Origin of the sequence: Asaia astilbis JCM 15831 (assembly GCF_000613845.1) — a bacterium.
In the GTDB taxonomy this organism is placed as follows: Bacteria; Pseudomonadota; Alphaproteobacteria; order Acetobacterales; family Acetobacteraceae; genus Asaia; species Asaia astilbis.
In genome coordinates this window covers 145,529-167,196 of record NZ_BAJT01000002.1, presented here as the reverse complement: position 1 = coordinate 167,196, position 21,668 = coordinate 145,529, and the positions used below count along the sequence as shown (strand labels likewise).

At 56.3% G+C, this 21,668-nt stretch carries 16 protein-coding genes and 2 pseudogenes; 7 read left to right on the top strand and 11 right to left on the bottom strand.

Annotated elements, in window-relative coordinates:
- The first annotated feature begins 8 nt into the window (after window positions 1–8).
- Genes JCM15831_RS15955 through JCM15831_RS02190 form a run of 3 tightly spaced genes read left to right on the top strand, consistent with a single transcriptional unit; the run spans window position 9 to window position 1,725 of the window.
- On the top strand, window positions 9–992 hold the full coding sequence (locus tag JCM15831_RS15955; RefSeq protein WP_051528245.1) for a sensor histidine kinase: 984 nt from the start codon (window positions 9–11) through the stop codon (window positions 990–992).
- The gene (locus JCM15831_RS23835; protein ID WP_373277601.1) at window positions 935–1,078 is read left to right on the top strand and encodes a hypothetical protein; all 144 of its coding nucleotides are present in this window, start codon (window positions 935–937) and stop codon (window positions 1,076–1,078) included. The genes JCM15831_RS15955 and JCM15831_RS23835 overlap by 58 nt, the downstream gene beginning before the upstream one ends.
- Entirely contained in the window at window positions 1,075–1,725 is a 651-nt protein-coding gene (locus JCM15831_RS02190; RefSeq protein ID WP_051528244.1) for a response regulator transcription factor, read from the top strand. Before JCM15831_RS23835 ends, JCM15831_RS02190 begins: the two co-directional genes overlap by 4 nt.
- 108 nt (window positions 1,726–1,833) lie before the next feature.
- Here JCM15831_RS02190 and pstS read toward each other — a convergent pair whose 3' ends face one another.
- From pstS to JCM15831_RS02145, 10 genes and pseudogenes are all read right to left on the bottom strand, one after another.
- Complete coding sequence (gene pstS, locus JCM15831_RS02185; RefSeq protein WP_025822402.1) at window positions 1,834–2,841, bottom strand: phosphate ABC transporter substrate-binding protein PstS; 1,008 nt, start codon at window positions 2,839–2,841, stop codon at window positions 1,834–1,836.
- Window positions 2,842–3,062: 221 nt separating this feature from the next.
- Window positions 3,063–4,607: a carbohydrate porin gene (locus JCM15831_RS02180; RefSeq protein WP_084490519.1), complete on the bottom strand. Its 1,545-nt coding sequence runs from the start codon at window positions 4,605–4,607 to the stop codon at window positions 3,063–3,065.
- A 522-nt stretch (window positions 4,608–5,129) separates the two neighbouring features.
- A complete protein-coding gene (locus JCM15831_RS02175; protein ID WP_025822398.1) occupies window positions 5,130–5,684 on the bottom strand; it encodes an autotransporter outer membrane beta-barrel domain-containing protein in 555 nt (184 codons plus the stop codon).
- Window positions 5,685–5,695: 11 nt separating this feature from the next.
- A pseudogene (locus tag JCM15831_RS23830) lies at window positions 5,696–6,016 on the bottom strand (autotransporter outer membrane beta-barrel domain-containing protein); the annotation flags it as partial.
- A 46-nt stretch (window positions 6,017–6,062) separates the two neighbouring features.
- On the bottom strand, window positions 6,063–6,584 hold the full coding sequence (locus JCM15831_RS02170) for a hypothetical protein (protein WP_025822396.1): 522 nt from the start codon (window positions 6,582–6,584) through the stop codon (window positions 6,063–6,065).
- Window positions 6,554–9,733, bottom strand: coding sequence for a beta strand repeat-containing protein (locus JCM15831_RS02165; RefSeq protein ID WP_156938700.1), 3,180 nt, complete (start codon window positions 9,731–9,733; stop codon window positions 6,554–6,556). Before JCM15831_RS02165 ends, JCM15831_RS02170 begins: the two co-directional genes overlap by 31 nt.
- A 176-nt stretch (window positions 9,734–9,909) precedes the next feature.
- Window positions 9,910–11,379 carry a beta strand repeat-containing protein gene (locus JCM15831_RS02160; RefSeq protein WP_025822394.1) on the bottom strand — a complete coding sequence of 490 codons (1,470 nt, stop codon included), beginning with the start codon at window positions 11,377–11,379 and terminating at the stop codon, window positions 9,910–9,912.
- A gap of 639 nt (window positions 11,380–12,018) precedes the next feature.
- A pseudogene (locus tag JCM15831_RS15950) lies at window positions 12,019–12,722 on the bottom strand (copper resistance protein B).
- An 83-nt stretch (window positions 12,723–12,805) separates the two neighbouring features.
- Window positions 12,806–14,641 carry a copper resistance system multicopper oxidase gene (locus JCM15831_RS02150; protein ID WP_025822393.1) on the bottom strand — a complete coding sequence of 612 codons (1,836 nt, stop codon included), beginning with the start codon at window positions 14,639–14,641 and terminating at the stop codon, window positions 12,806–12,808.
- 65 nt (window positions 14,642–14,706) lie between these two features.
- Window positions 14,707–15,099 (bottom strand): hypothetical protein, encoded by a 393-nt coding sequence (locus JCM15831_RS02145; protein WP_025822392.1) that lies wholly within the window; start codon window positions 15,097–15,099, stop codon window positions 14,707–14,709.
- Between the two features lie 108 nt (window positions 15,100–15,207).
- Here JCM15831_RS02145 and JCM15831_RS02140 point away from each other — a divergent pair, with 108 nt between their 5' ends.
- Complete coding sequence (locus JCM15831_RS02140) at window positions 15,208–15,423, top strand: heavy-metal-associated domain-containing protein (RefSeq protein WP_025822390.1); 216 nt, start codon at window positions 15,208–15,210, stop codon at window positions 15,421–15,423.
- 59 nt (window positions 15,424–15,482) lie between these two features.
- Window positions 15,483–17,744, top strand: a complete 2,262-nt coding sequence (locus tag JCM15831_RS15945) for a heavy metal translocating P-type ATPase (protein WP_051528243.1) — start codon at window positions 15,483–15,485, stop codon at window positions 17,742–17,744.
- A gap of 153 nt (window positions 17,745–17,897) precedes the next feature.
- Here JCM15831_RS15945 and JCM15831_RS02130 read toward each other — a convergent pair whose 3' ends face one another.
- Complete coding sequence (locus tag JCM15831_RS02130) at window positions 17,898–18,194, bottom strand: superinfection immunity protein (protein WP_025822388.1); 297 nt, start codon at window positions 18,192–18,194, stop codon at window positions 17,898–17,900.
- A 546-nt stretch (window positions 18,195–18,740) separates the two neighbouring features.
- Here JCM15831_RS02130 and JCM15831_RS15940 point away from each other — a divergent pair.
- Both JCM15831_RS15940 and JCM15831_RS23195 read left to right on the top strand, forming a co-directional pair.
- Window positions 18,741–21,344, top strand: coding sequence for a TonB-dependent receptor plug domain-containing protein (locus tag JCM15831_RS15940; RefSeq protein WP_051528242.1), 2,604 nt, complete (start codon window positions 18,741–18,743; stop codon window positions 21,342–21,344).
- Window positions 21,320–21,667 (top strand): TonB-dependent receptor, encoded by a 348-nt coding sequence (locus JCM15831_RS23195; protein ID WP_051528241.1) that lies wholly within the window; start codon window positions 21,320–21,322, stop codon window positions 21,665–21,667. Before JCM15831_RS15940 ends, JCM15831_RS23195 begins: the two co-directional genes overlap by 25 nt.
- The last annotated feature ends 1 nt before the right edge of the window (window position 21,668 follow it).

Sequence of the window (21,668 nt, the reverse complement as noted above, 5' to 3'; positions counted from 1 at the left end):
AGGGCGCCATGCCAGCACATCGTTATTCACGCTATTTGCATCCGCTTTGTCTCGCTGCCCTTGTCGTGGTGATTTTCGTGGCAGACACACTGACGCATTACGAAGTGGCGATGCCGGTGCTCTATACCGTCGTCATTCTCTATGCCGCTCTTGTCATCCGTCGGGGTTATCTGGCGGGATTGGCCCTTCTCTGCCTTGCTCTGGCGGTGGTGAGCTTTTTCTTTACGGTCAGAGGTAATGTCCCGAGCGGGCTGATCAATCTGGGGCTGAGTACGGCGGCGATCGTGATTACTGCCTGCCTTGCGCTCAAGATGCTCCATGCGAGAGACATCGCCCTGCGTGCGCAGGAAAGTCTGGCGCGCGTCACGACAGCCCAGACACTGAGCGGGCTGACAACGTCGATTGTGCACGAACTCAATCAGCCTCTTGCCGCTGTGACAATGAGCAGTCAGGCCTGCGCGCGATGGCTCTCGCTTCCTGCGCCCGATTTTGCGCGCGCGCGCATGGCGCTGACTCGGATCGAGGAAGATGCCGTCAGAGCGGCTGCCATTCTCTCCCGCATGCGTGCACTGACCAAAGGTGGCACGCCGGAGGCGAAGCGCTTTGCGTTGGGGGACGCTGTCAGGGACGTCTTGCGGATGATGCGCTCCAGGCTCGACCAGCACGGGATCACTCATCGCTTTGTCGAGATGCATGAGCCTGTTCTTGCGCATGCCGATCCGGTCCAGATCCAGCAGATTATCGGTAATCTCTTAGCTAATGCGATCGATGCAATCCGGGAAACGAAACAGGCCGACGGTCTCGTCGAGATCAGGATCTGGCATGAAGAAGACCATGCCTGCTGCAGGATTGAGGATAATGGGGCAGGGATCCCCCCGGTCTTGCCGTTCATCTGTTCGAGGCATTCTGGACCAGCAAGCAGGACGGAACAGGGATCGGTCTTGCAATCAGCCGCAACCTTGTCGAGGCCAACAAGGGTCAGATCTGGGTGATGCAGGACCAGAAGAAGGGGACGGCTTTCTGTTTTCGTATTCCTGCAGCAAGGGCGGATGGGTCTGTCAGGAGGGCAAAAGCATGACGGGGAACAGTGTTCTGAAAGAACGGAACGCCTGCGTTCAGGTCATCGACGATGATGCGTCCATCAGACAGGCGCTTGAAGACCTCCTGATGTCGGTCGGCTACGATGTCAGATGTTTCTCCGATGCAGATTCCTATCTCAGGGCGGAGCCCGTGGAGGGGCCGTCCTGTCTCGTTCTGGACATCCGCATGCCAGGACTTTCGGGGATGGATTTCCACAGGAGGCTTCTGGAGCAGGGTGCCTCGACGCCGGTCATCTTCATCACCGGTCATGGAGATATCGCTATGGGCGTCGAGGCGATGAAGAATGGAGCCATAGAATTTCTCACCAAGCCCTTTCGGGATATCGATCTGCTCGACGCGCTCCATCGGGGGCTGGTTCTGGACGAAGCGAGGCTGGCGAGCGAAGGCGAACGCCGGGTTCTGATGGAACGATGGGCGGGGCTGACTGCGGGAGAGCGGGATGTGGCCCATCGTGTCGTTGCCGGATTGCTCAACAAGCAGACGGCAGCAGAACTCGAACTGAGTGAGATCACCGTCAAGGTGCGGCGCGCCAGTTTGATGCGAAAAATGCAGGCTGCTTCGCTTCCGGATCTGGTCCGGCAGATCGATCGTCTCAGGGCCTGCCCCGAGTTCGGGATGGAGTAAAGCGAAGGATCGAGACGGCAAACCAAAAACAGAAAGGGCGCCCGAGAGCGCCCCTGTCTGTGACCAGAGATCGATCCGGCGGAGAAAATCTCCGCTGGATGATGGGCCTCAGTTTTTCGGCCAGCCAGAGACGATGGCGTCTTTGACCGATTGCGGCAGCGGGACGTAATCGAGCTTGATCGCGTCCGGGTTGCCGCTTTTTAGGGCGTAGGAAAAGAAGTCTTTCACGGCCTTGCCTTGCGTCGCGTCGGCCGGGTTCGTCGGTACGAGAACGAAGGTCGCGCTCATGATCGGCCAGGCATTGGCACCGGCGATGTCCAGCAGATCGACAGCATAATGGTCGGCGTGTGACCAGTCGGCATGGGTTGCCGAGGCGGCAAACGATGCGGCATTCGGTGCAATGAAGGCGCCGTCATGGTCACGCAGTTGGACCATGTTCAGATGGTTACGGCTGGCATAGGCATATTCGACATAGCCGATGCCGCCCTCGGATTCCTTGACACCGGCAGCAACGCCATCGTTGCCGCGTGCGCCTGCACCGCCAGCCCAGGCGATGGAGGTGCCTGCACCGAACTTGCCCTTCCAGGAGGCCGAGACCTTGGAGAGATAAGAAGTAAAGACGTAGCTCGTGCCCGAGGCATCGGCGCGGTGAAGCGGAGCGACATCTGAATCCGGCAGTTTGAGGCCCGGGTTCAGAGCGGCAATGCGCTGATCATCCCAGGTCGAGATCGAGCCATCGTAAAGACCGGCAAGGGTCGGGCCATCAAGCTTGAGCTTGCCCGGTGCGATGCCTGGGACATTGACGATGACGACAATGCCACCCATGACCGTCGGGAACTGATAGAGCTTGCTGCTATCCAGCTTCGCCGCGTCCATCGGCTTGTCGGAAGCGCCGAAATCCACCGTGCGAGCGATAGCCTGGTTCTGGCCCGCACCCGACCCAACGCTCTGGTAGTTGATGGACGTGCCAATAGCCTTCTTTGCGGTTTCGCCCCAGGCGCCGTAAATCGGCGCGGCAAAGCTGGAGCCAGCGCCCGTGATGGTCGCCGCGTGTGACACGCCGCAGGTCAGTGCCAGAGAAAGGGAAAGAGCGCCGAAAATTCGGGTAAGCTGCATGGTGTGACCTCGATAGATCTAGATGACGGCTCGTTTTACCGGGGGCAGCAACAGAAAGATATAATTCGCTGGTGATAGTTTTATGAAATCACTGCCTCACGCGAGCCTAGGGGATAAACGATGTTTTTCCCTTAAGGAAGCGGGCAGCTTTTCTGTGGTGCCTCCCTGCAATCGCCCTCAGGTCCGAGGGTGTTGCAGGGGGCGGCCACTAGCAGTGGTTGTCAGAAGCTGACACCGGTTTCGAGGTCGAGCAGGAACGCGTTTTTATAGCGATTTGTGCCGCCTGGATGCCAGATATACTGAACACCTGGGCGAATGGTCAGCCATGGGGCAGGGCGCCAGCCATAGTTGATTTCACCCGCATGTTCGCCGCTCGGCTTCAGCAGACCCGTGTCCTGGGTCTGTGTTGCCTGCAAGGCACCGACATAGGCGCCGAGCTTCGGGTTTACGAAGTTGAACTTGCCACCAATGCTGATGGTATCATTCGGGCGGTTCCAGAACGTGCCTTTCCGGACGACACCCCATGTCACGTAATAGGGCGCAATTGCCGTTCTCGGATCACCCCAGGTGAAAGAGAGAAAGGCAACGGTTGAGCGCGAAGGGTCGCTCTTGTCGCGCTGAAGCATCTGGTCGGCCATGAACCATCCGCCGTAACGGCCCCGTACCTTGTCGACGGGCAGATTGCCGAGGACGGTCGTCGGGAGTTCGAACCCGGCGAGCTGGGAGTAGACGTTCTTGACTTCAGACGTATCCCAGTACCCACCGATTTTGATATTGGTGGGCAGTCGCCCCTTGCTGTCGGTGCCACCGAGATGCCAGCCGACCTGGAAAGGAAGATAGGCACCGGTCGAGCCGTGGAGCCACATCTTCCAGGCATATCCGGTGTTAGAGATCGTCGGGTCGACATTGTAGATACCGGCCGAAACGAGCATCCGCTCATCACCGAACGGAAACAGCTTGACCATGGCCCCGGGATGGGCGGTCGGGTAATAGCCATAGCCCGAGTTGCTTGCGATGGCCTGAGGCATACCGCAGATCGCGTTGGATTCGAACTGGCAGTAGAGGTTCATGCCCCAATGCATCGTGGACTGACCGAAATCGTTCTCGGTGTTGATCCAGCCTATTTCCGTGTCTGCGTACCGGTTCCACTGCATTTCCCATGAGAGCCGGGTAAAGCGGATTGTCTCGCCTGAGCCGAAGATCTGCTGAGGGCTATTCAGCGCGGGAAGCTGCTGCCCGATACCGAGCCCCGCACGCTCTGTAAGCAGGATATGGAACAGTCCGAAGTTACGGCCGGTCAGCTGAGCGAAATTGACGTCGGCGCCGAGCGCAACTTCGTGTGCATAACGCACTGTTTGAGCCCGTCCGCCGGTCGGATTGCCCGCACTATCCTGCAGATAGTGACCTTGCGGTGTGATGCCCATGTTCTGGAGGCGCGTTCGAAGACCGCCCCAGTCACCCGTCATGCTCGGTTGTTGCAGCCAGTCGGAAAAACTTGCCGGAAACAGCGCCTCGTTACCGGGGACGGGCACCACAGGATGACGGACCGTGCCAAGCGTCGGCTGTCCCCGGTCATAGGGGCTGCCATACAGATTGGCCGGGCTATCGACAGTTGTGCCTGTCTGTTTTGGGGAGGCCGTGACTTTTTCCGTGGGATCGAGTGTCGCCGCGGTTTGAGCGTAGGCCTGACTGGTAAGAAAACAGCCACCAAGGATGGTCCCAGCAGCCCACAGGGAGCCGAGCTTCCCGATTTTTGAGACAATCATCATCGCGCACATTCTTTGGTCTGATTGTTGGCCTCGTGAATGGCCGGTCCAGCCGTCCTATCAATATTTCATAATATGACAATGCGGATTGATCCAATTCCGAAAGCAACCCGACGTTGGTCGGCGGAAAGTGGTTTTTCTGCCACATATTGGGAAACGCCAGGCCGAGGTAACAAACGGTAGAATGTAGAGACGTTGTTATCCCGACTTAATTAAGTGAAGTTCAGGATAGACTATGTATTAACATATTTAAATAAATGAAAATACGCATATATTAATGAATATGTTTCAATATAGATTATATATTTATTCTGTAGTGTATAAATTACATCTTAAGTGATTGATATCCACATTTGCGAACTCTCTATGAAAAGAGGGTCCGCCTCAGATTTCGCGCCTTGCGTGGATTTCGGATCTTCGCGGATGTGCCTTTCTTGCGAGGCACATCGCGTAGGACAGGTGCGCTGTGACGAGACAACGCACCTTGCGACTGGAGGTGACGTACGAAAAGGAAACTGAGGCTCAAAACTTGAAGTTGAAACTTCCTTTTGCGCCGGAATCGATCGCCTGAACGCCATACTGGCCAGAATACACCAAGCCAAAATCGATGCGGTCAGTCAGTTTGACACTGAGGCCTGCGTTCACCATGGCGACGTCGCTTGCCAGAGGTGCGCCTGCCGTATCCAGAGACACTGTGCTGAAATTCGCAAATCGGAGAGAGCTTGTCGGGGTTGTCAGGCCGAATGCATGACGATAGCCGACCATCAGATTAGGGGTGATCATCGTCTTGCCGAGACGATAATCCGCAGAAGCCCGGACGCCGAAGGTTGAGTATGTCACACCCGTCGTCATGGCCTTGCCGCGAAGAGCATCGGAACCGTTATGCTCTCTGAAGCTGTCGGTCTGAAGGTTAACGTATGTGATGCCTGCGAAGGGCTCGATACGGGCATTTTTCCGGCTGATCTTGTACCCGACTTCGCCGAACGCCTGAGCTGTGCCAGCAAGATAGGAAGCACTGAGGCGCGAGCCTGGTATCCCTTGAAATCTACCGATCGGCGTGTGCTGAGCATGCTCCATGTATAGCTTGCTCCGGCACGCACATTGAGTGCATTCCAATGGTTGCTGGCATATCCTCCGATAGAGATGTTGTTGCTCTGACCTGACGAGTTTCGGCCCTGACCGACATTGAACGTCGAATTGCTGTACCCTGCCATTGCACCGAACCGAGCCGTTTCGAATGCCGGTGCATCTGCGCCCATAAGGAAACCAGCATTGGTGTGTTTCAGAGTGGCGGCGTTTCCGTTCCCGTAGTTACGGCCGAAGCTGCCATAAGCCGTGGTCCAGAAAACAGCACGATCCGAGTAACATTGTCCTTTGCGTGAGCCCTTTTCACCAGAAATCGTGCGCATCGACAGCGCGTTGCCGCCGCCGTCACAATCTGCGCTTTCGTGCCTTTCATTGACAGCTTCCCTGATTTGGGAGGCATCTTCGATCAGTGCAGAACGAATCGAGGCGTGCAATTCGCCTGAGACTGCCATCCAGGCCCGCACGGGCATCACGTTTGTCGAGGCCTAGCAGAGCCGATGGCAACGCGTTGTTTCCTGAGAGGCCGTCGATCGCATGCCCTGCCGCAATCTGATTGCGCGATATCCCTGCTGCCGAAAAGCTGACGTAATTACGATTCAATAATAGATCAACGTCATTTCCCGAATAGATCAGCGCTGGCGACAGATAGAGATAGTCGCTCGTGATGTTGGTGGAGAGCTGGTCGAATTTGCCTGTGACACCCTCGGTTGACTGAAGGATTTTGTACCCACGATTGAGGTTCAGAATGGAACCGCTCTTCACATTCAAAGCGACTGTTCCACCATTTAGAGTGACCGCGCCCTGAACCTTCACGAGATCGCTGGCGAGCCTGATATAGGGGTGACCTTGATGCTGCAGGGTCAGACCCGTCTGCTGACCGTCGCCGTCCACAGCAAGGTCGATCCTTGCTGCATGGTCAGGTTGCCGTCCACGGTCAGCTCACCCAAGGAACCTGATCCTGCAGGCGATAGCCGTCCATCGGCCCCGATCGTCGTCTTACCGAGTGTGCCCGTGCCTGAAAGCGTGCCACCTTGTCGTGCGTTGAACGTGGCGGAGCGCATTGACCCATTGATGCTCAGATCGCCTTCGGTAACATCCACCGCACCGCTGAAACTGTCATTGTCTCGAGTGAGCACTGATGTCCCGGTGCCGAGTTTCTTCAGCAGGCCTGCTCCCGAAATGGTATTATCGAAAGTGCTGCGACCTTGTTCATCAAGGGCAAGAGTGCCTTCTTCGCCAATGTCGATCGCGCTGGAGCCGAAGCTCCGGCCGGAGCCTTTGAGAGTTCCGCGAGCGATGGAGGTTTTGCCCGAATAACTGTTCTGGCCGGTCAGGGTCGTCGTCCCGGAACCTGACTGAACCAGCGAGCCTTTGCCGTCTATTGCCTGTGCCAAGGTCACGGCATTGCTGTGATCAATTGCGAGGACGCCATCGTTATGGATCGCGGAGCTGCTGGAAATCTGGCCGGATGTGCCACCATTGCCAAGCTGCAATGTGCCGCCTTCAATTTCGGTGGCACCCGAGTAACTCTGGTCCTTTGTGATGACAAGCGATCCAGCGTCGCTTTTCACGAGGGATGTTCCCCCCTTGACGTCGCGGTCGTCAATCACGGTGTCCAGGTTGGCGGTGATTTTGGAGCCGAGACCTGTTCCATCGCCAACGCGGATGACCGTCCTGGCAGTTGTTGCGTAAAGATCGTCGCCCGTGATCGTGTAAGCACTCCCGTCATTGTTAGCGAATTGCATCCCGCTGAACATGACTTTTGCAGGGCTACCATTGGTGTCTTTGCCGATAACAGTCACCTTACCAGCAGGCCCTTCGAAAATCGCAAACTGCTTTTGCGCCCAAGGCTGGTTTCTGGATCCTGCTGCATCGGTCCAGTTATTGTCACCAGCACCGTTCAACGCGGTCCAGGAGCCGTCACCGCCATCAATCGTCCCGTTTCCGGACGAGCCGTCAGTTCCGTGGTTTTTGGTGTTTCCGCCATCCCAGAAGGTTAGTGTTCCATCACTGACAATCAGGTTGATCTGGTGGTTGACCGCCGTCTGCAGGCCGATTGTGGTGCCTGTCGCAGGAGACACCAAGCCAAGTCGCGCAATCTGCGCCCCAGCCAATGTGCCGCCGTAGGTGTAGACACGGTAAACGCCGTTGCCAAAGCCAAATCCGTGAGCAATTCTCTCGACATCCGGCCCACTCGATGGGGCTGTGAGATTCAGTATGCCGCCGAAGTTCAAGTTCCCCTTTACCCGCACGAGATCATTATATTGACCTCCTTCGGTATAGGCCTGCCCGAAACTGAAGTTCTGGACGGCATTTCCAGCGAGCGTGAGATTACCATTGATTGTGAGGGTACCAACGGTTGTCCTGCTTGCGCCGGGAAGGAGGGTTCCGTTGTCGCCAATGTAAACATCACCCCCGATCGTGCCAGAGCCGCCTACGAGTGCGCCCGCTGAAACCGTTGTTGCTCCTGTAGCAGCCTGCTGATTGCCGTTTACATAAAGAGCGCCCGATGAAACCTTGGTCGTTCCGGTATAGGTATTGTCACCGGCCAATGTCTGTGTACCACCGGTTATCGTCAGGCTTCCCGGGCCGGACATCACGCCGGAATAGGTGTCCACTGCATTGGTAAGGTTCAGAGAGCCGTTCAACGTGCCATTACCTGCACCGCTCAACGATCCCGCCTGAGCGTTCCCCGGCGAGATCGTAAAGGTACCCGATTGTGCGGCAAGCGTGCCCCTGATCGAGCTGCCGTCAAGTGTCAAGTCGCCGTTGTTGATGACGTTACCAGTGACGATATTACCGGACTGGAGTGCCATGGTGCCGGCATTGCTCGCAGAGGTCAGCCTGCTGCCCGCCGCTGTGAAACCTGCGCCTTGAGCGTTGGTCACGGTGCCGACCGAGCTATTGATTACTGCTGCCTGACCGGCATTGTTATCCAGGTCGGTCAACGTGGCGTTTTCAGCGTTCAGGGTCCCTGTGTTGACGGTTTGCCCCGCGATTGAATTGCTGTCGAGGGACAGGTCGCCGCTATTGATGACGTCACCCGTTACAACGTTTCCGGCAGTCAGATTCATCGTGCCGGCGTTGCTCGCACTGGCTAATTTCCCGCCTGTTGCCGTGAATGTGGCACCTTGCTCGTTCGTTACGGTGTTGGCGGTGCTGTTCGTCAAGACTGCCTGACCGGCATTGTTGTCGATGTCAGCAAATGTAGCGTTATCAGCGTTGATGGTCCCTGTATTGGCGGTATTCCCCCCAACCTCGCCGCTATTGACGGTCATCGTACCCGCGTTGATCACTTCCGAGGCGAGCGACCCTGGTAGGATGAGTTCCGCGTTACGCGCGACTGTCGTGTTGCCAGTAAAGGTGTTCGCACCCGATAGAGTCTGCGTTCCTCCCTCGACTGTCAGCCCTCCGGGACCTGACATAACCCCCGAATAGTCATCCTCAGCTGCGGTGAGGGTGAGGCTGCCATTGAGCGTGCCATTGCCCGCACCGCTTAATGAGCCGATCTCTGCATTGTTTTTAGCAGCAGATGTAGAGCCCGATCTGACGTTTGCGCGAGCCAAGCGAGCAAGTCTTGCCACCTTGGGTGCAACGGTAAAAGTACCGGACTGCGCTGCGAGTGTTCCTTTGATCGTGCTGCCGTCGAGCGTGAGATCGCCGGTATTTGTGACGTTGCCGCTGACAGTGTTGCCCGCATCGAGTGTCATGGTGCCAGCGTTACTTGCCTGAGCAAGTGTGCCGCCTGTCGCTGTGAAGGCCGCGCCTTGTGCGTTGGTTACGGCGTCGGCGGTGCTGTTAGTCAGCGTTGCCTGACCGGCGTTATTATCGATGTTGGCAAGCGTGGCGTTCAGAGCGTTTAAAGCGCCCGTATTGGTGGTTTTTCCGTTGATCGCGTTATCGTTGAGCGTGAGGTCACCACTATTGGCGAGATCGCCGGTAACGGTGTTACCCGTTTTGAGCGTCATGGTGCCAGCGTTGCTCGCTGTCGCCATTGTGCCGCCATTTGCTTCGAAGGTAGCGCCTTGTGTGTTGGTCACAGAATTGGCGGAGCTGTCGGTCAGTGTTGCCTGACCGGTCCCATTATCGATATCGGCGAGCGTCGCGTTCTTTGCGTTCAGGGTTCCCGTGTTTGTCGTTTTTCCCCCAATCGTTCCGCCATCGATGTTTGTCGTGCCGGCGTTGATCAGAGCGGATGCGATCGACCCTGGAAGGTTCAGCTGTCCATTGTCGGCGACCGTCGTGTCTCCGGTGTACGTATCAGCCCTGACAGCGTCTGCGTCCCACCCTCGATGGTCAGCCCACCTGGGCCTGACATGATCCCCGAATAGGTGTTGCCGAAAGTCGAGTTGGCATCTGTCAAGACGAGTGTCTTGTCTCCCAGGATCGTGCTGCCGTTCCCGTCCAATGCCTTGATTGACGAGCTTGAAGAAGACGTTCCGGAGATGTCGAAAGTGCCGTTATTATGGACACCTGAAGACGTCGAAATTGAGCCTGCCCCGCTCAGGGCAAGCGTTCCGGCAGAGATTGTAGTGTCGCCCGTAAAACCATTATTGGCAGAGAGTATCGTGGTGCCGGTTCCGCCTTGGATTATGGAGCCAGATCCATTTATGGCGGTAGAATATGTCTTGGTATCTGATCTGTTGAAGGAAAGGGTTCCGTCATTCGATGAGACACTGTCGAGCCAGCCAGCGGTGCCGCCATTGCCAAGCTGTAGGACGCCGCCTGAATTGATTGTCGCCTTTGTCTGGCTGGAGGAGGTATCGCTGGCCAGGATCAGAGTACCGCCGTCGACGTTCATCGCAAGAGAAGAACCGAGCTGAGATAATGGCTCATTGGCGCCTACCGTCCAAGTTCCGGTGCCAGTCTTGTTAAGCGTACCGAAGCCGGTAATTCCGGTACCTAGATTGGATGATCCGCCATCACCGGTCAAATTCAGGATGTCGGCATTTCCGCCGCCTGAGATATTTCCCGTGAAAGTGGAGCCCGTATAGAACGTCGCTACGTTCGAGATGGAGCCGCCGCTTCCAAAGTTCAAATTGCCCTTGGCCGTCGCGCCGGTATGATTTGTGAAGGAAATACTTCCGGCAGTTCCAAACCCGAGGAGCGTGTCATTTCCCGTGCTGCCTGCTCTTATTGAGCCATAATTTTCAATCGTATTACGCATATCGGACGTGGCGGAGTCTTTTCCCTCAAACCAGAATGTCGAGGAAGTCGCTGTCTGAATGGTACCATAGTTGTTGAATGTATTATTGCCACCTGTGACGTTGATCGCTTCTCCGCCACTATCTCCGCCGAGCTGCTCGATCGTGCCGGTTTTGCCGACATTGACAGTCGTGTTGCTTCCAAATTCGATAACATTTGGGCCGAGGTCATAAGGCCCAGCGCCGCTCCCCTGATTCTGCACCGTACCATCGACGTTGATGACATTCTGGTTCGACGAGGTTCCCGATCCCAGACTTATGGAGACACCGGGCGTGCTTATGACGGCGCCGGAGGAGACATTTAAAGTCGTTATCGGGTCGCCTGAGCCAGCTCCAACGCGAGATGTTGTTGTTCCAGTGCACGTTACTGTTCCAGAAGTTCCGTTGCAGTTGGCAAGGGCAGTCCCCATAAGGAACGTGTCATGTCTGCTGAGCGTAATGGTAATAAAGGCAAAATAAAAATAGAACTTCTTGTTGATCAAACCACGACGCTCCGCTTCGCTAACTCTCGAATGGAAATTCCACGCTTTCTCCTAGAAAGAAGTCTTGCGGAAAAAATCCAGGCGCCACGAAATGTAACGCGGGCGAACGGTTAATTTATCCAAGTTTATATAATCTTAACACTCCAGGTAACATTGTCGTAGTTCATAAAAACTGATGATCAAATAGATTTGCGTTCTTTTCATTCTGAAATTTGACTGTCGATGAACTCCATGGTTCCCAATTATAATTGGGAGGTAATTATCATTGCAAAGTCCGATTAGGTTAAGAGAAGCTTACGTGATTGTGAACTTTGTAACATTGCGTTTAAATTCGACCAATCTTCTCTCGCTGTGCTTTCAGCATCCTCCAATGCAGTCATGCTATTACTATGAATATCTTGAACCATGCATGTGGACTGAGGAACGGGGGCAATCGAGAGGCCGTAACGACAAAGGTTGAAAACGCGTCTTCTTCAAAGCGATGGAGCCGCCGCTCAAGTCAGCGATGCGGCAGAGCCTAGCCCCGAAAAATTTGCGCTTTCGGACTTGAAGCCCTTGCAAAGGCATTAGGATTGGTGCGCCAACGAGAACCACCTGCAGACCCTTTTGACGGTCTGGAGGTGGTTTCTTGCAGGATGTTCAGAACCAGCTTCTGATGCCGAAGGTCAGCCGGACGGAGCCAGCGCTGTCCTCACGGTCGCGGGCGAAGCGTCGTGCCTGTTGCAGGTAGCCATCATAGGTGACGGCGACATAGGGAGCGAATTTGCGCCAGAACTCGTAACGCAGTCTCAAACCGGTATCGATCGAAGATAACCCGGCACCATTTCCGCGTCCTTTGTCTGCTTTCGAGTAGAGATTGAGCTCGATCTGAGGCTGCAGGATAAGTCTGTTCGTAATCGGGATATCGTACGACCCTTCGAAGCGCCCTGCGAACCGTCCGCGGTCGCTGACATAAGCGGTCGCCTGGACCTCAAACTGGTAGAGCGCGAGCCCTTGCAGGCCGAATGCCCCCCAGGTTCGGGTCGGTCCGTCATCGAGATCGACACGCACGCCGCCCTGAACGTCGAAATAGGTTGAGACCGAACGGCTATAGAGCACCTCCTGCTGGCCATCCCCCATGCGGCCCTTGGAGACTGTACCTTCTGACCGCAACCAGAGGCGGTTGTAATCGCCGCCTACCCAGCTTCTCCGTCCCATCGGAAATTCGAATTCGTGCCCGCAAGGCGTCCTTCAAACTGGTTGAGGATGCCATGAACCCAGATTTCCTGATCCATGACCGGCATGATGTCGTCGATATAATTGGCCATCGACGGGTCGGGTGTGGTCGATGAAGGCTTGGCCATTGAGTCGGCCATAGAAGAGGCCTCTGCATGCGAAAGACTTGCCAGAGTGATCAGAGCCAGAAGCAGGTGTCGGTGAAACGTGCTCATGACACCACCACTGTTCTGAACATGCCCAGATGCATGTGATACATGAGATGGCAATGGAACGCCCACATCCCTGGAGTGTCCGCTGTCACGAGATAGCTGAGCTTCGACCCCGGTTGTGACAGGATCGTGTGTTTGTTGGGTCTCAACTCGCCTTGACCGTTTTCGAGCTCGCTCCAAAAGCCATGCAGATGAATGGGGTGTTCCATCATCGTATCGTTGATCAGGGTTATTCTGACACGCTCGTTGAGCTTGATATGAATGGGGGAGGACTCTGAGAATTTCTTTGCGTCGAAGCCCCAGATATAGCGCATCATATTACCCGTGAGATGCATGATGATCTCGCGGCTCGGCGGGCGCTGATCCGGCGCAGGGCGCAGGGCGCGCAACATGGCGTAGGTCAGGACTTTGCGACCATTATGCTCAAGCCCGTCACCCGGTTCGCCCAGTCTGTCGATCGGATTGACGGCGACAATCTGGTTTTCGACGTTTTTCGGAGGCGGTCCCGGATCGTCGATCACCGGCGCTGGCGGGGCCTCTTTTGGGGTTGACGCAGGCTTGTCAGTCGAGCTCATGCCGCTCATGCCGCTCATGCCGCTCATGCCGCTCATGCCGCTCATGCCGCTCATGCCGCTCATGCCGCTCATGCCGCTCATGCCGCACTCCGAGCCGTGCATATGGCCCATATCCATGTGCCCCATACCCATATCGACCATGCTCCGCACCGGGCGCGGATCCATAGGCGGGATCGCGCCTTTCATGCCCTTTTTCGGAGCCAAGGTGCCACGGGCGTAGCCGGTCCTGTCCTCAGATTGCGCGAAGATGGTCCAGGCGCGGCCATCTGTGGGTTGCACGATGATATCGTAGGTTTCGGCCGGTGAGATGCGGAACTCTTCGACCGTCACAGGATCGACATCTGATCCGTCGGCCGAGATGACGGAAAAGGTCAGACCGGGGATGCGAAAGTCGAAAAGAGTCATGGCCGAAGCGTTGATCACCCTCAGACGTATCCGTTCGCCTGGTGTGAAAACACCTGTCCAGTTTGAATCCGGGGCCTCGCCATTGATCAGATAGCTATAGATGACGCCACTGACATCGGAAATATCGGTTGCCGCCATCCGCATACGAGACCATGTCAGGCGGTCATCGAGCGCGTTGCCGAGGCCTTTCTCTTTGGCTTCTCCAAACAGGGAGGCCACAGTGCGCTGACGGAAATTATAATAGTCATCCTGTTGTTTGAGATTGCTCATGATGTCATGCGGAGCGACGTCGCTCCAATCGGACAACACGAGAACGTAATCACGCTCATAGGTGTGGATCGGTTTGCTGATCGGGTCGATCACCAGCGCGCCAAAAAGCCCCTGTGCTTCCTGCATTCCGGAGTGGCTATGGTACCAGTAGGTCCCGGACTGCCGAACCGGGAAGCGATAGGTGAACGCGCCTTTCGCAGGCACACCACCAAAACTGATGCCGGGGACCCCATCCATATTCGCAGGAAGTCTGATCCCGTGCCAGTGGATCGATGTCGGCTCACTGAGGCGGTTCTGGACCTCGAGGACCATGTCATCGCCTTCGCGCCAGCGGAGCGTCGGGGCAGGCGCGCTGCCATTAACGGTAAAGGCCCGTCCGATGCGTGAGCCGATCTGCCAGGGTCTTGTATCCACGGTGAGCGTATGGCGCGAGGTTGCGGTGGCAGGGATGGCGGAGGCATCGACAAGGGGCGACGCCGGGAAAGGCGCAGGGGCCCGGGTGCAGGCCGAAAGACCAAGGCCCGTCAGACCCGTGACAAAATGCCGACGGGACAGACCGGTTCCGGGGCGGGAACGCATAATCATCAGATAATTCCTGAGCGAGACAAGACGAGACCCGGGCATTGATCGGGTCTGTGAGGGTCAAAGCTTCAGGAGGTTCTGGGGGGTCTCAGATCGGGTGGAACCCTGTGCCCGAGCAACACGGACGATGTCCGCATATCGAAGCGCGCCTCGTCAGTCGCAAAGGACGCACTGAATGAGGTGCCCGGGGGGACAGAGAAGCAGGAAATGCAGGACATGGAGGGCAGACAAGTCGTCGTGCATCCATGGCCGTGCGAGGCCGGGTGAGGCGGGGCCTTCTTGTGTGGCTCCATGCAGTCGCCTTGACCGGACATCATTGCATTCGGCATGGCTGACATGCCGAGTGAGTGATGCGATGACGCGCACCCAACCCCTCCCGCCTGCGCAGGCAAGGCACCGCGCAGAACGAGGCAGAACGTCAGAACAAAGACGATCCAGAGGGACTGGCGAAGGCGCGGCATGGGATCCTTGATTTGCGGTCAGGCCTTAAATCTCTCAGAGCTGCGAGTTGATTGCAACAGCTTTGATCCCTAACTTCAGGGCGTCAACGCAGTGAAGAGGTATTTGAGATGAGCGGACTACTCCATTTTCAGGTCGACGGCATGTCCTGCGGCGGATGTTCAGGCAAGCTGGAGAAAGCACTCTCCGAAATTCCGGGCATTCAGGCCGTGACGGCGAGCCATGAGACGGGCGCTGTGACGGTTACGCTGGGGGAGCGTCCGCTGCCAAGAGCCACGATCGAGACAGTGATTGAAGAGACGGGGTTTGACGTCGTCCGGGACTGAGTCGGACTGACGGGGGCAGGCGCAAGATCATGTGTCGGCGAGCGCGGGGAGTGTTGTGAATGACCGTTCAAAGTCTCGATCTTGAAGTCACAGGGATGAGCTGCGCTGCCTGCGCCTCACGTCTGGAGAAAGTGCTCAACCGACAAACCGGGATCGAGGCGTCGGTTAATTTTGCCTCGTCCCGCGCGGTGATCGCGCGCAAGGCCGAAGCTCCCGATCTGGCGGCGATCGAGAAAGTAATCGAGAAAACCGGTTTTGGGCTCGTGCATGTGGACACGACGCTTCAGATTACCGGAATGAGCTGCGCTGCCTGCTCGGCCAGGGTCGAGAAGGTGCTGAACCGGCTCCCAGGAGTAGCGGCCTCAGTCAATCTTGCGACCGAGCGGGCGCAAATTCGGTATATTTCCGGCGCCGCGACGGAAGAAAAACTCGTTGCGGTAATCGAGAAAGCCGGATTTTCCGCGGCACCCGCGCGCGACGAAGTTCCCGGTTCAAATCCTGCTTCCGAGCAAAACCGTGCCTGGGTCGATCTCTGGCTGACCGCTGTGTTCTGCCTGCCGTTTATCGTCGAGATGAGCGGCATGGCCTTCGGTCAGCATGGCGTTGTCCCGATATGGATCCAGTGTCTCTGTGCATCGGTCGTGCAGGTCTATTCAGCGCGTCATTTTTACCGGAGTGCGTGGCACGCTTTGAGGACCGGCGCGGCGAACATGAATGTGCTCGTCTGTCTCGGCACGACCATCGCCTATGCCTTCAGTCTGATCGTCACACTCCTTGATCTTGATCTGCCTGTCTATTTCGAGGCGAGTGCTTTTGTCATCCTCCTGGTCTCGCTTGGGCGTCTGCTTGAGGCGAGGGCGCGTCACCATGCTGCGGCGGGGCTTGAGGCTCTGCTCAATCTGAAGCCTGAGACCGCCAATCGGGTTGAGGGGGAGGCAATCGTCACCTGTCCCGTGTCGTCTTTACGTAAGGGCGATGTATTTCTCGTTCGTCCGGGAGAGGCAGTGCCGGTCGATGGTGAGGTGATCGACGGCGAGACAGAGATCAATGAGTCGATGCTGACCGGTGAAGCCAACCCGGTCCTGCGCCGTCAGGGTGACATCATCTATGCCGGGACGCTCAATACGACGGGCGCAGTGCGGGCACGAGCCACGTCGCTCGGCAGCGAAACCGCTCTGGCCCGGATTGTGGCGCTTGTCTCAAAAGCGCAAGGGTCGAAAGCGCCGATCCAAAGAATGGCAGATCGCGTCTCGGCAGTTTTTGTGCCGACGATTATCATCATCGCGGTCCTTACGTTTTTGATCGGATGGGCTATCACCGGCAATGCAAGCTGGAGCCTTGTCTCAGCGATTTCCGTTCTTGTGATTGCGTGTCCCTGTTCCCTCGGTCTGGCCACGCCGACTGCCCTGATGGTCGGGACAGGGAAAGCCGCGTCTGCGGGTATTCTCTTTCGCAATGCCGAGGCGCTCGAGCGGGTACATCGACTGAATGTGTTGGCTTTCGACAAGACCGGGACTCTCACGATGGGGGCTCCTCGGGTGCACTCGCTTCATCCGGCTAACGGAGTCAGCTGTGATGAGCTCCTGGCCCTTGCCGCAGCTCTCGAACTGAACTCGGAGCACCCTCTCGGAAAGGCGATCTGTCGTGAGGCGCAGGAGAGAGGAATTGACCCTTCGGCGAAGATGGAGCGCTTTCGCGCGATCCCCGGTGGTGGCCTTGAGGCGTGGAGCGACGGGCGCCGCTATCTGGTTGGAACACCGGCGTTTTTGACTAACTCGGGCGTCGATACGACTCAGCTTCTGTCCTCGGAAGGGCCGGAGACAATTGCCTGTCTGGCGCGGGATGACGATTATCTGGGGGCGATTGGCCTCTCGGACCAGATTCGTCCCGAGGCCCTTCGGGTCATTGATGTGCTTCATAGGCAGGGCATTCGGTCCGTCATGCTGACAGGCGATACTCCCGTGATGGGGGAGGCGATTGCCCGGGAGATCGGTATCGATCAGGTATTCGCGGCCCTCAAACCTGAGGGGAAAGTCGATGCGATCGAGGGGTTGCGTCGGCCCGGGCAAGTTGTCGGTATGACGGGTGATGGCATCAATGACGCACCGGCGTTGGCCGCAGCCGATATCAGCATTGCGATTGGCTCGGGCTCGGCCGCGGCGATGGAGACTGCCGATCTCGTTCTGATGCGCTCGGATCTGCGGGCCATTCCGGACGCGCTGTCGTTGTCGAAGGCCACAGTCCGCAAGATCAGGCAGAATCTCGCTTTGCCTTCGGTTATAATCTTGCAGCAATTCCGCTGGCGGCCTGTGGCTATCTGAGCCCGGCGATAGCGGGGGGTGCCATGGCGCTGAGCTCGGTGTCGGTTGTCAGTAATTCCCTACTGCTCAATCGTTGGCAGTCGTCTGAAGCACCATACACTCCCCCCAGCGAGGATTAAGGCGGGTTGGCCAGCAGGCCCTTCGAGGTCGGGCTCAAAAATGCTTTCTGCTGCTGACATAGGCAGCGATCCCGGCCTCAAGAATAAAAACTCCGATCAGGAAAATATAAGCATATCTCGACTTCGGACTGTTTTTCTTCGTCAGCGGCTCGGGGTTATTCGATACAGCCCATGTCAGCGTTCCGAGCCATCCTGAGAACGTGAAGCCAGAGGCCAGGTTGACGAAAAACAATCTCCGATAATAACTCCGACGCATCACGACCGCGATGATCGTCGGAATAAAGTAAGCGACGATCAGAGACGCGATCAGGATAACTGTTTTTTCGCTCATAATGGCTCCCTCTAGCGAATGCTATTTCCGTGTCATTTGTTACGTCAAAATATCGTTCCATGAAATATTCGAAGGTTCAACAGATTTCCGAAGAGTGTGAGCTTTAAGGCTGCTGAAGTTGCGGCATTTTGATCGGGCGAGGGAAGGGGGTCGACGCAAGTCCTCGTCATATCGCTGCACATCCTTCGCCACTGATCATCCTGAATTCAGGGATGATGAGAATACACTCATACTGTTCTCAATTAAGTGATGTCGATTAAATATTAGAGAGGGTGGAATATCAAGTGCAGTAAGAAACTCACGCGACCGTCAGATTAATCTTCGGGTGATCCAGAGTGACTGTGCTTATGTTTCGTTTCTCTTGTTTCTTCTTGGCACCGAAGATCGTTTACCTATATTAGTAATTGTTGCTTTTATGCAACTGTATCGGTGTCTTGTGACGAAACTGGCGTTCTTGTAACCGAATGCCATTGCTTAACCGGTATTGTTTCTGCGACGGAAGAACATTGGCATCTGATAACTGATAAAGAATGGATAGCTTTTTACATGAAGTGTCATTCGATCCTCGCAAGAATTCTCGGGGCAACCGTTCTGACGTCGTCCTGGTGCGGTCTTCCTGCCGCGATGGCTGCGACGCAAACCCAATCTCACACACTTCCTGGCACTCATGCGTCCAAGGGCTCAGCGAAACAGACAAAGGTCCTCGTCAATGATGGCAGTCGCGCCGCTATTCCCACTGCGGTGCCGGCTGCCAAACCATCGGCACGCGCACGGACTCTTTCAAGCCGGGTGAGCGAGGGCGGGAGCGAGAACATCGTTGTGACGGGTTCCATGCTTCGCAGCTCGAACAACCAGAATGCCAATCCGGTACAGATCATCACTGCGAAGCAGATTCAGCAGACTTCAGCCACGACGCTCGGTGACTATCTTCAGCGTCTTCCCTCCATTGGCAGTGCGGGCGCGTCCAACACCCAGACCAATGGATTCAGTGGAGTTTCGTGCACGGATATCCGTAACCTGAGCTCGAAACGTGTTCTTGTCCTGGTCGACGGCAAGCGTGTCGCACAGGATCCCGGCGCCGCCTGCGTCGATCTGAACACGATCCCCATCGAGCAGATCGCGAGTGTCGAAATCCTTAAGGATGGCGGTTCAGAGCTCTATGGCGCCGATGCCGTCTCGGGTGTGGTGAACATCAAGCTGCGTCATGACCTGACAACAGGCGGCATGACCATTCGTGGTGGTATTACAGATCAGGGTGACTCACGCACCGGGCTCATCTCCGCTTATAAAGGCTGGAATTTCGATCACGACAAGGGAAACATCACCTTGTCTGGTCAGTATCTGACGCAGGGCCCGGTCATGCAGCGAGACCGCGATTGGTCGCGTCTCGTTCAGGCCTCGAACGACCCTGGCGTCGCCCCGATCTATGGTTCGGGATACACGGCAAATACGCGCGTGCTCAGCGGTCCCGGCGCCGGTCTGATTTCGAATGGAGACGGGTCGAGCTTCTCGAAATACACAGCGGCCAATCGCTATAATTACGGTAATAACCAGAGCCTCACCAATTACGTCCAGAACTCGGTTCTGTCCGGCGATGCCCATTACAAGTTCAGCGAGCACTTCAATATCTATGCGAATGTGCGCTACGCGCATAAGACAGCCGCAGCTTCACTGGCTCCGTCGCCCGTTGCCGGCTCGATCTATCCGTCACAGCTCTCCAACCCGCTGACTTTGCCTGCTGGGGCACCCTATAATCCGTTCGGTGTCGATGCCATCGTCCAGAAGCGTTATACCGATCTGGGCGATCGTCGACAGGAATACGCGACTGATAATTTGCAGATCACAGGCGGGATGAACGGCCTGATCACGCATAACTGGTACTACGATGCGTCAATGGGTTACGGCGTGAGCCAAGCGCGTTACGATACCAATAATATGGGTAATTACCGCCATATTCAGGAAGAATACGGTATTCGTCAGGTCGATCCGACCGACGCCAGCAGCGCCGTCGTCTACGACCCGAGCGTGTGTAAGGCCTCATCGGGATGCACGCTGCAGAACCCTTTTGCGCCGATGTCGCAGCAGGGAGCTTCTTACGCAAAGTTCAATCAGCACGATCATTCACAATATATGATCCGCGATTTCAACTTCCGTGTGAACAACGACAAGGTCGTCAAGATGCCGTATCAGCACGGTGGCGCTCTGGGGCTGGCTTTCGGGCTTGAACGTCGTAGCGAGCAGCTCAGCTATGCGCCCGATCCATTGGCAGTTAATGGCGATACGACTGGTAACACCCAATCTTATACGGGGGGCGGGTTTAACGCGACTGAGATCTATGGCGAGGCCAAGCTGCCTTTGCTACGCGACGCGTTTCTGGCGAAGGATCTGACGGTCGACGCGCAGGGTCGCTGGTCGCATTACAACACCTTCGGCAACACACAGAATTGGAAAGTCGGCATCAACTGGGCTCCGATCCGCGACATCCGGTTCCGCGCGACACTTGGCACGTCCTATCGTCAGCCTAATGTTTACGAGCTCTATCAGGGTCAATCGCTTGGCTATGCGGCGGCCAATGATCCTTGCGCGGGTGCCAGCAACCCGACAGTGGTGGCGACATGCATGAGACAGGGGATCAACCCTGCGACATTCGAAGTTGCCAATTCGGGTCAGGTGCCCTCCATCAGTGGTGGTAACCAGAACCTGCGTCCGGAAACGGGTCGCACCTATACGGTTGGCACCGTCATTACGCCACGCTGGATTCCGAACCTCTCTGCTTCGGTGGAATACTGGCATTACACGATCAAGAACGCGATCAACGCGGTCTCCGCGCAGTATGTTCTGGACTCCTGCTATTCAGGTTCTTCGCAGCAATATTGCTCGGACATCGTGCGGTCTTCGAACCAGCAGATCAATTATGTCAGCACGCTTTACGACAATCTGGGCGGCCTGAAGACCTCGGGCATCGATTTCGATCTCGATTATCGCTTCCGCATCAATCGCGAAAATACGCTGACCCTGTCGAACAATCTTCAGCAGATCGTCTCTTATCTGCAGCAGAACGAGCCGGGTGGATCATGGTATAACTATGCCGGGCGCTGTTTTTCCAGGGGTCTTCAGCGGTGGGTATGCCCAATGGTATCCCGCGCGTGACCAACTACACCACCGCGTCGTGGCAGCATAATGCCTTCACCTTCACCTACATGCTGCATTACACAGGCGGTATGGTCTGGAATGACATGTCGGTGGATCTGACACCAGCTACTGCGGGACAATGGCGGACACCGGGCATCTTCACGCATGACGTGACAGTGAACTACCGCTGGAACAAGTGGAACTTCGAAGCGGGTGTGAACAACATCCTCGATAAAAACCCGCCATTTGTTCTCGACACAGCGACGAATACCGCCAACGCAATCTATTCAGGCGCGATGATCGGACGTTACGTCTTCATGCAGGTCAATCGCTCGTTCTGAC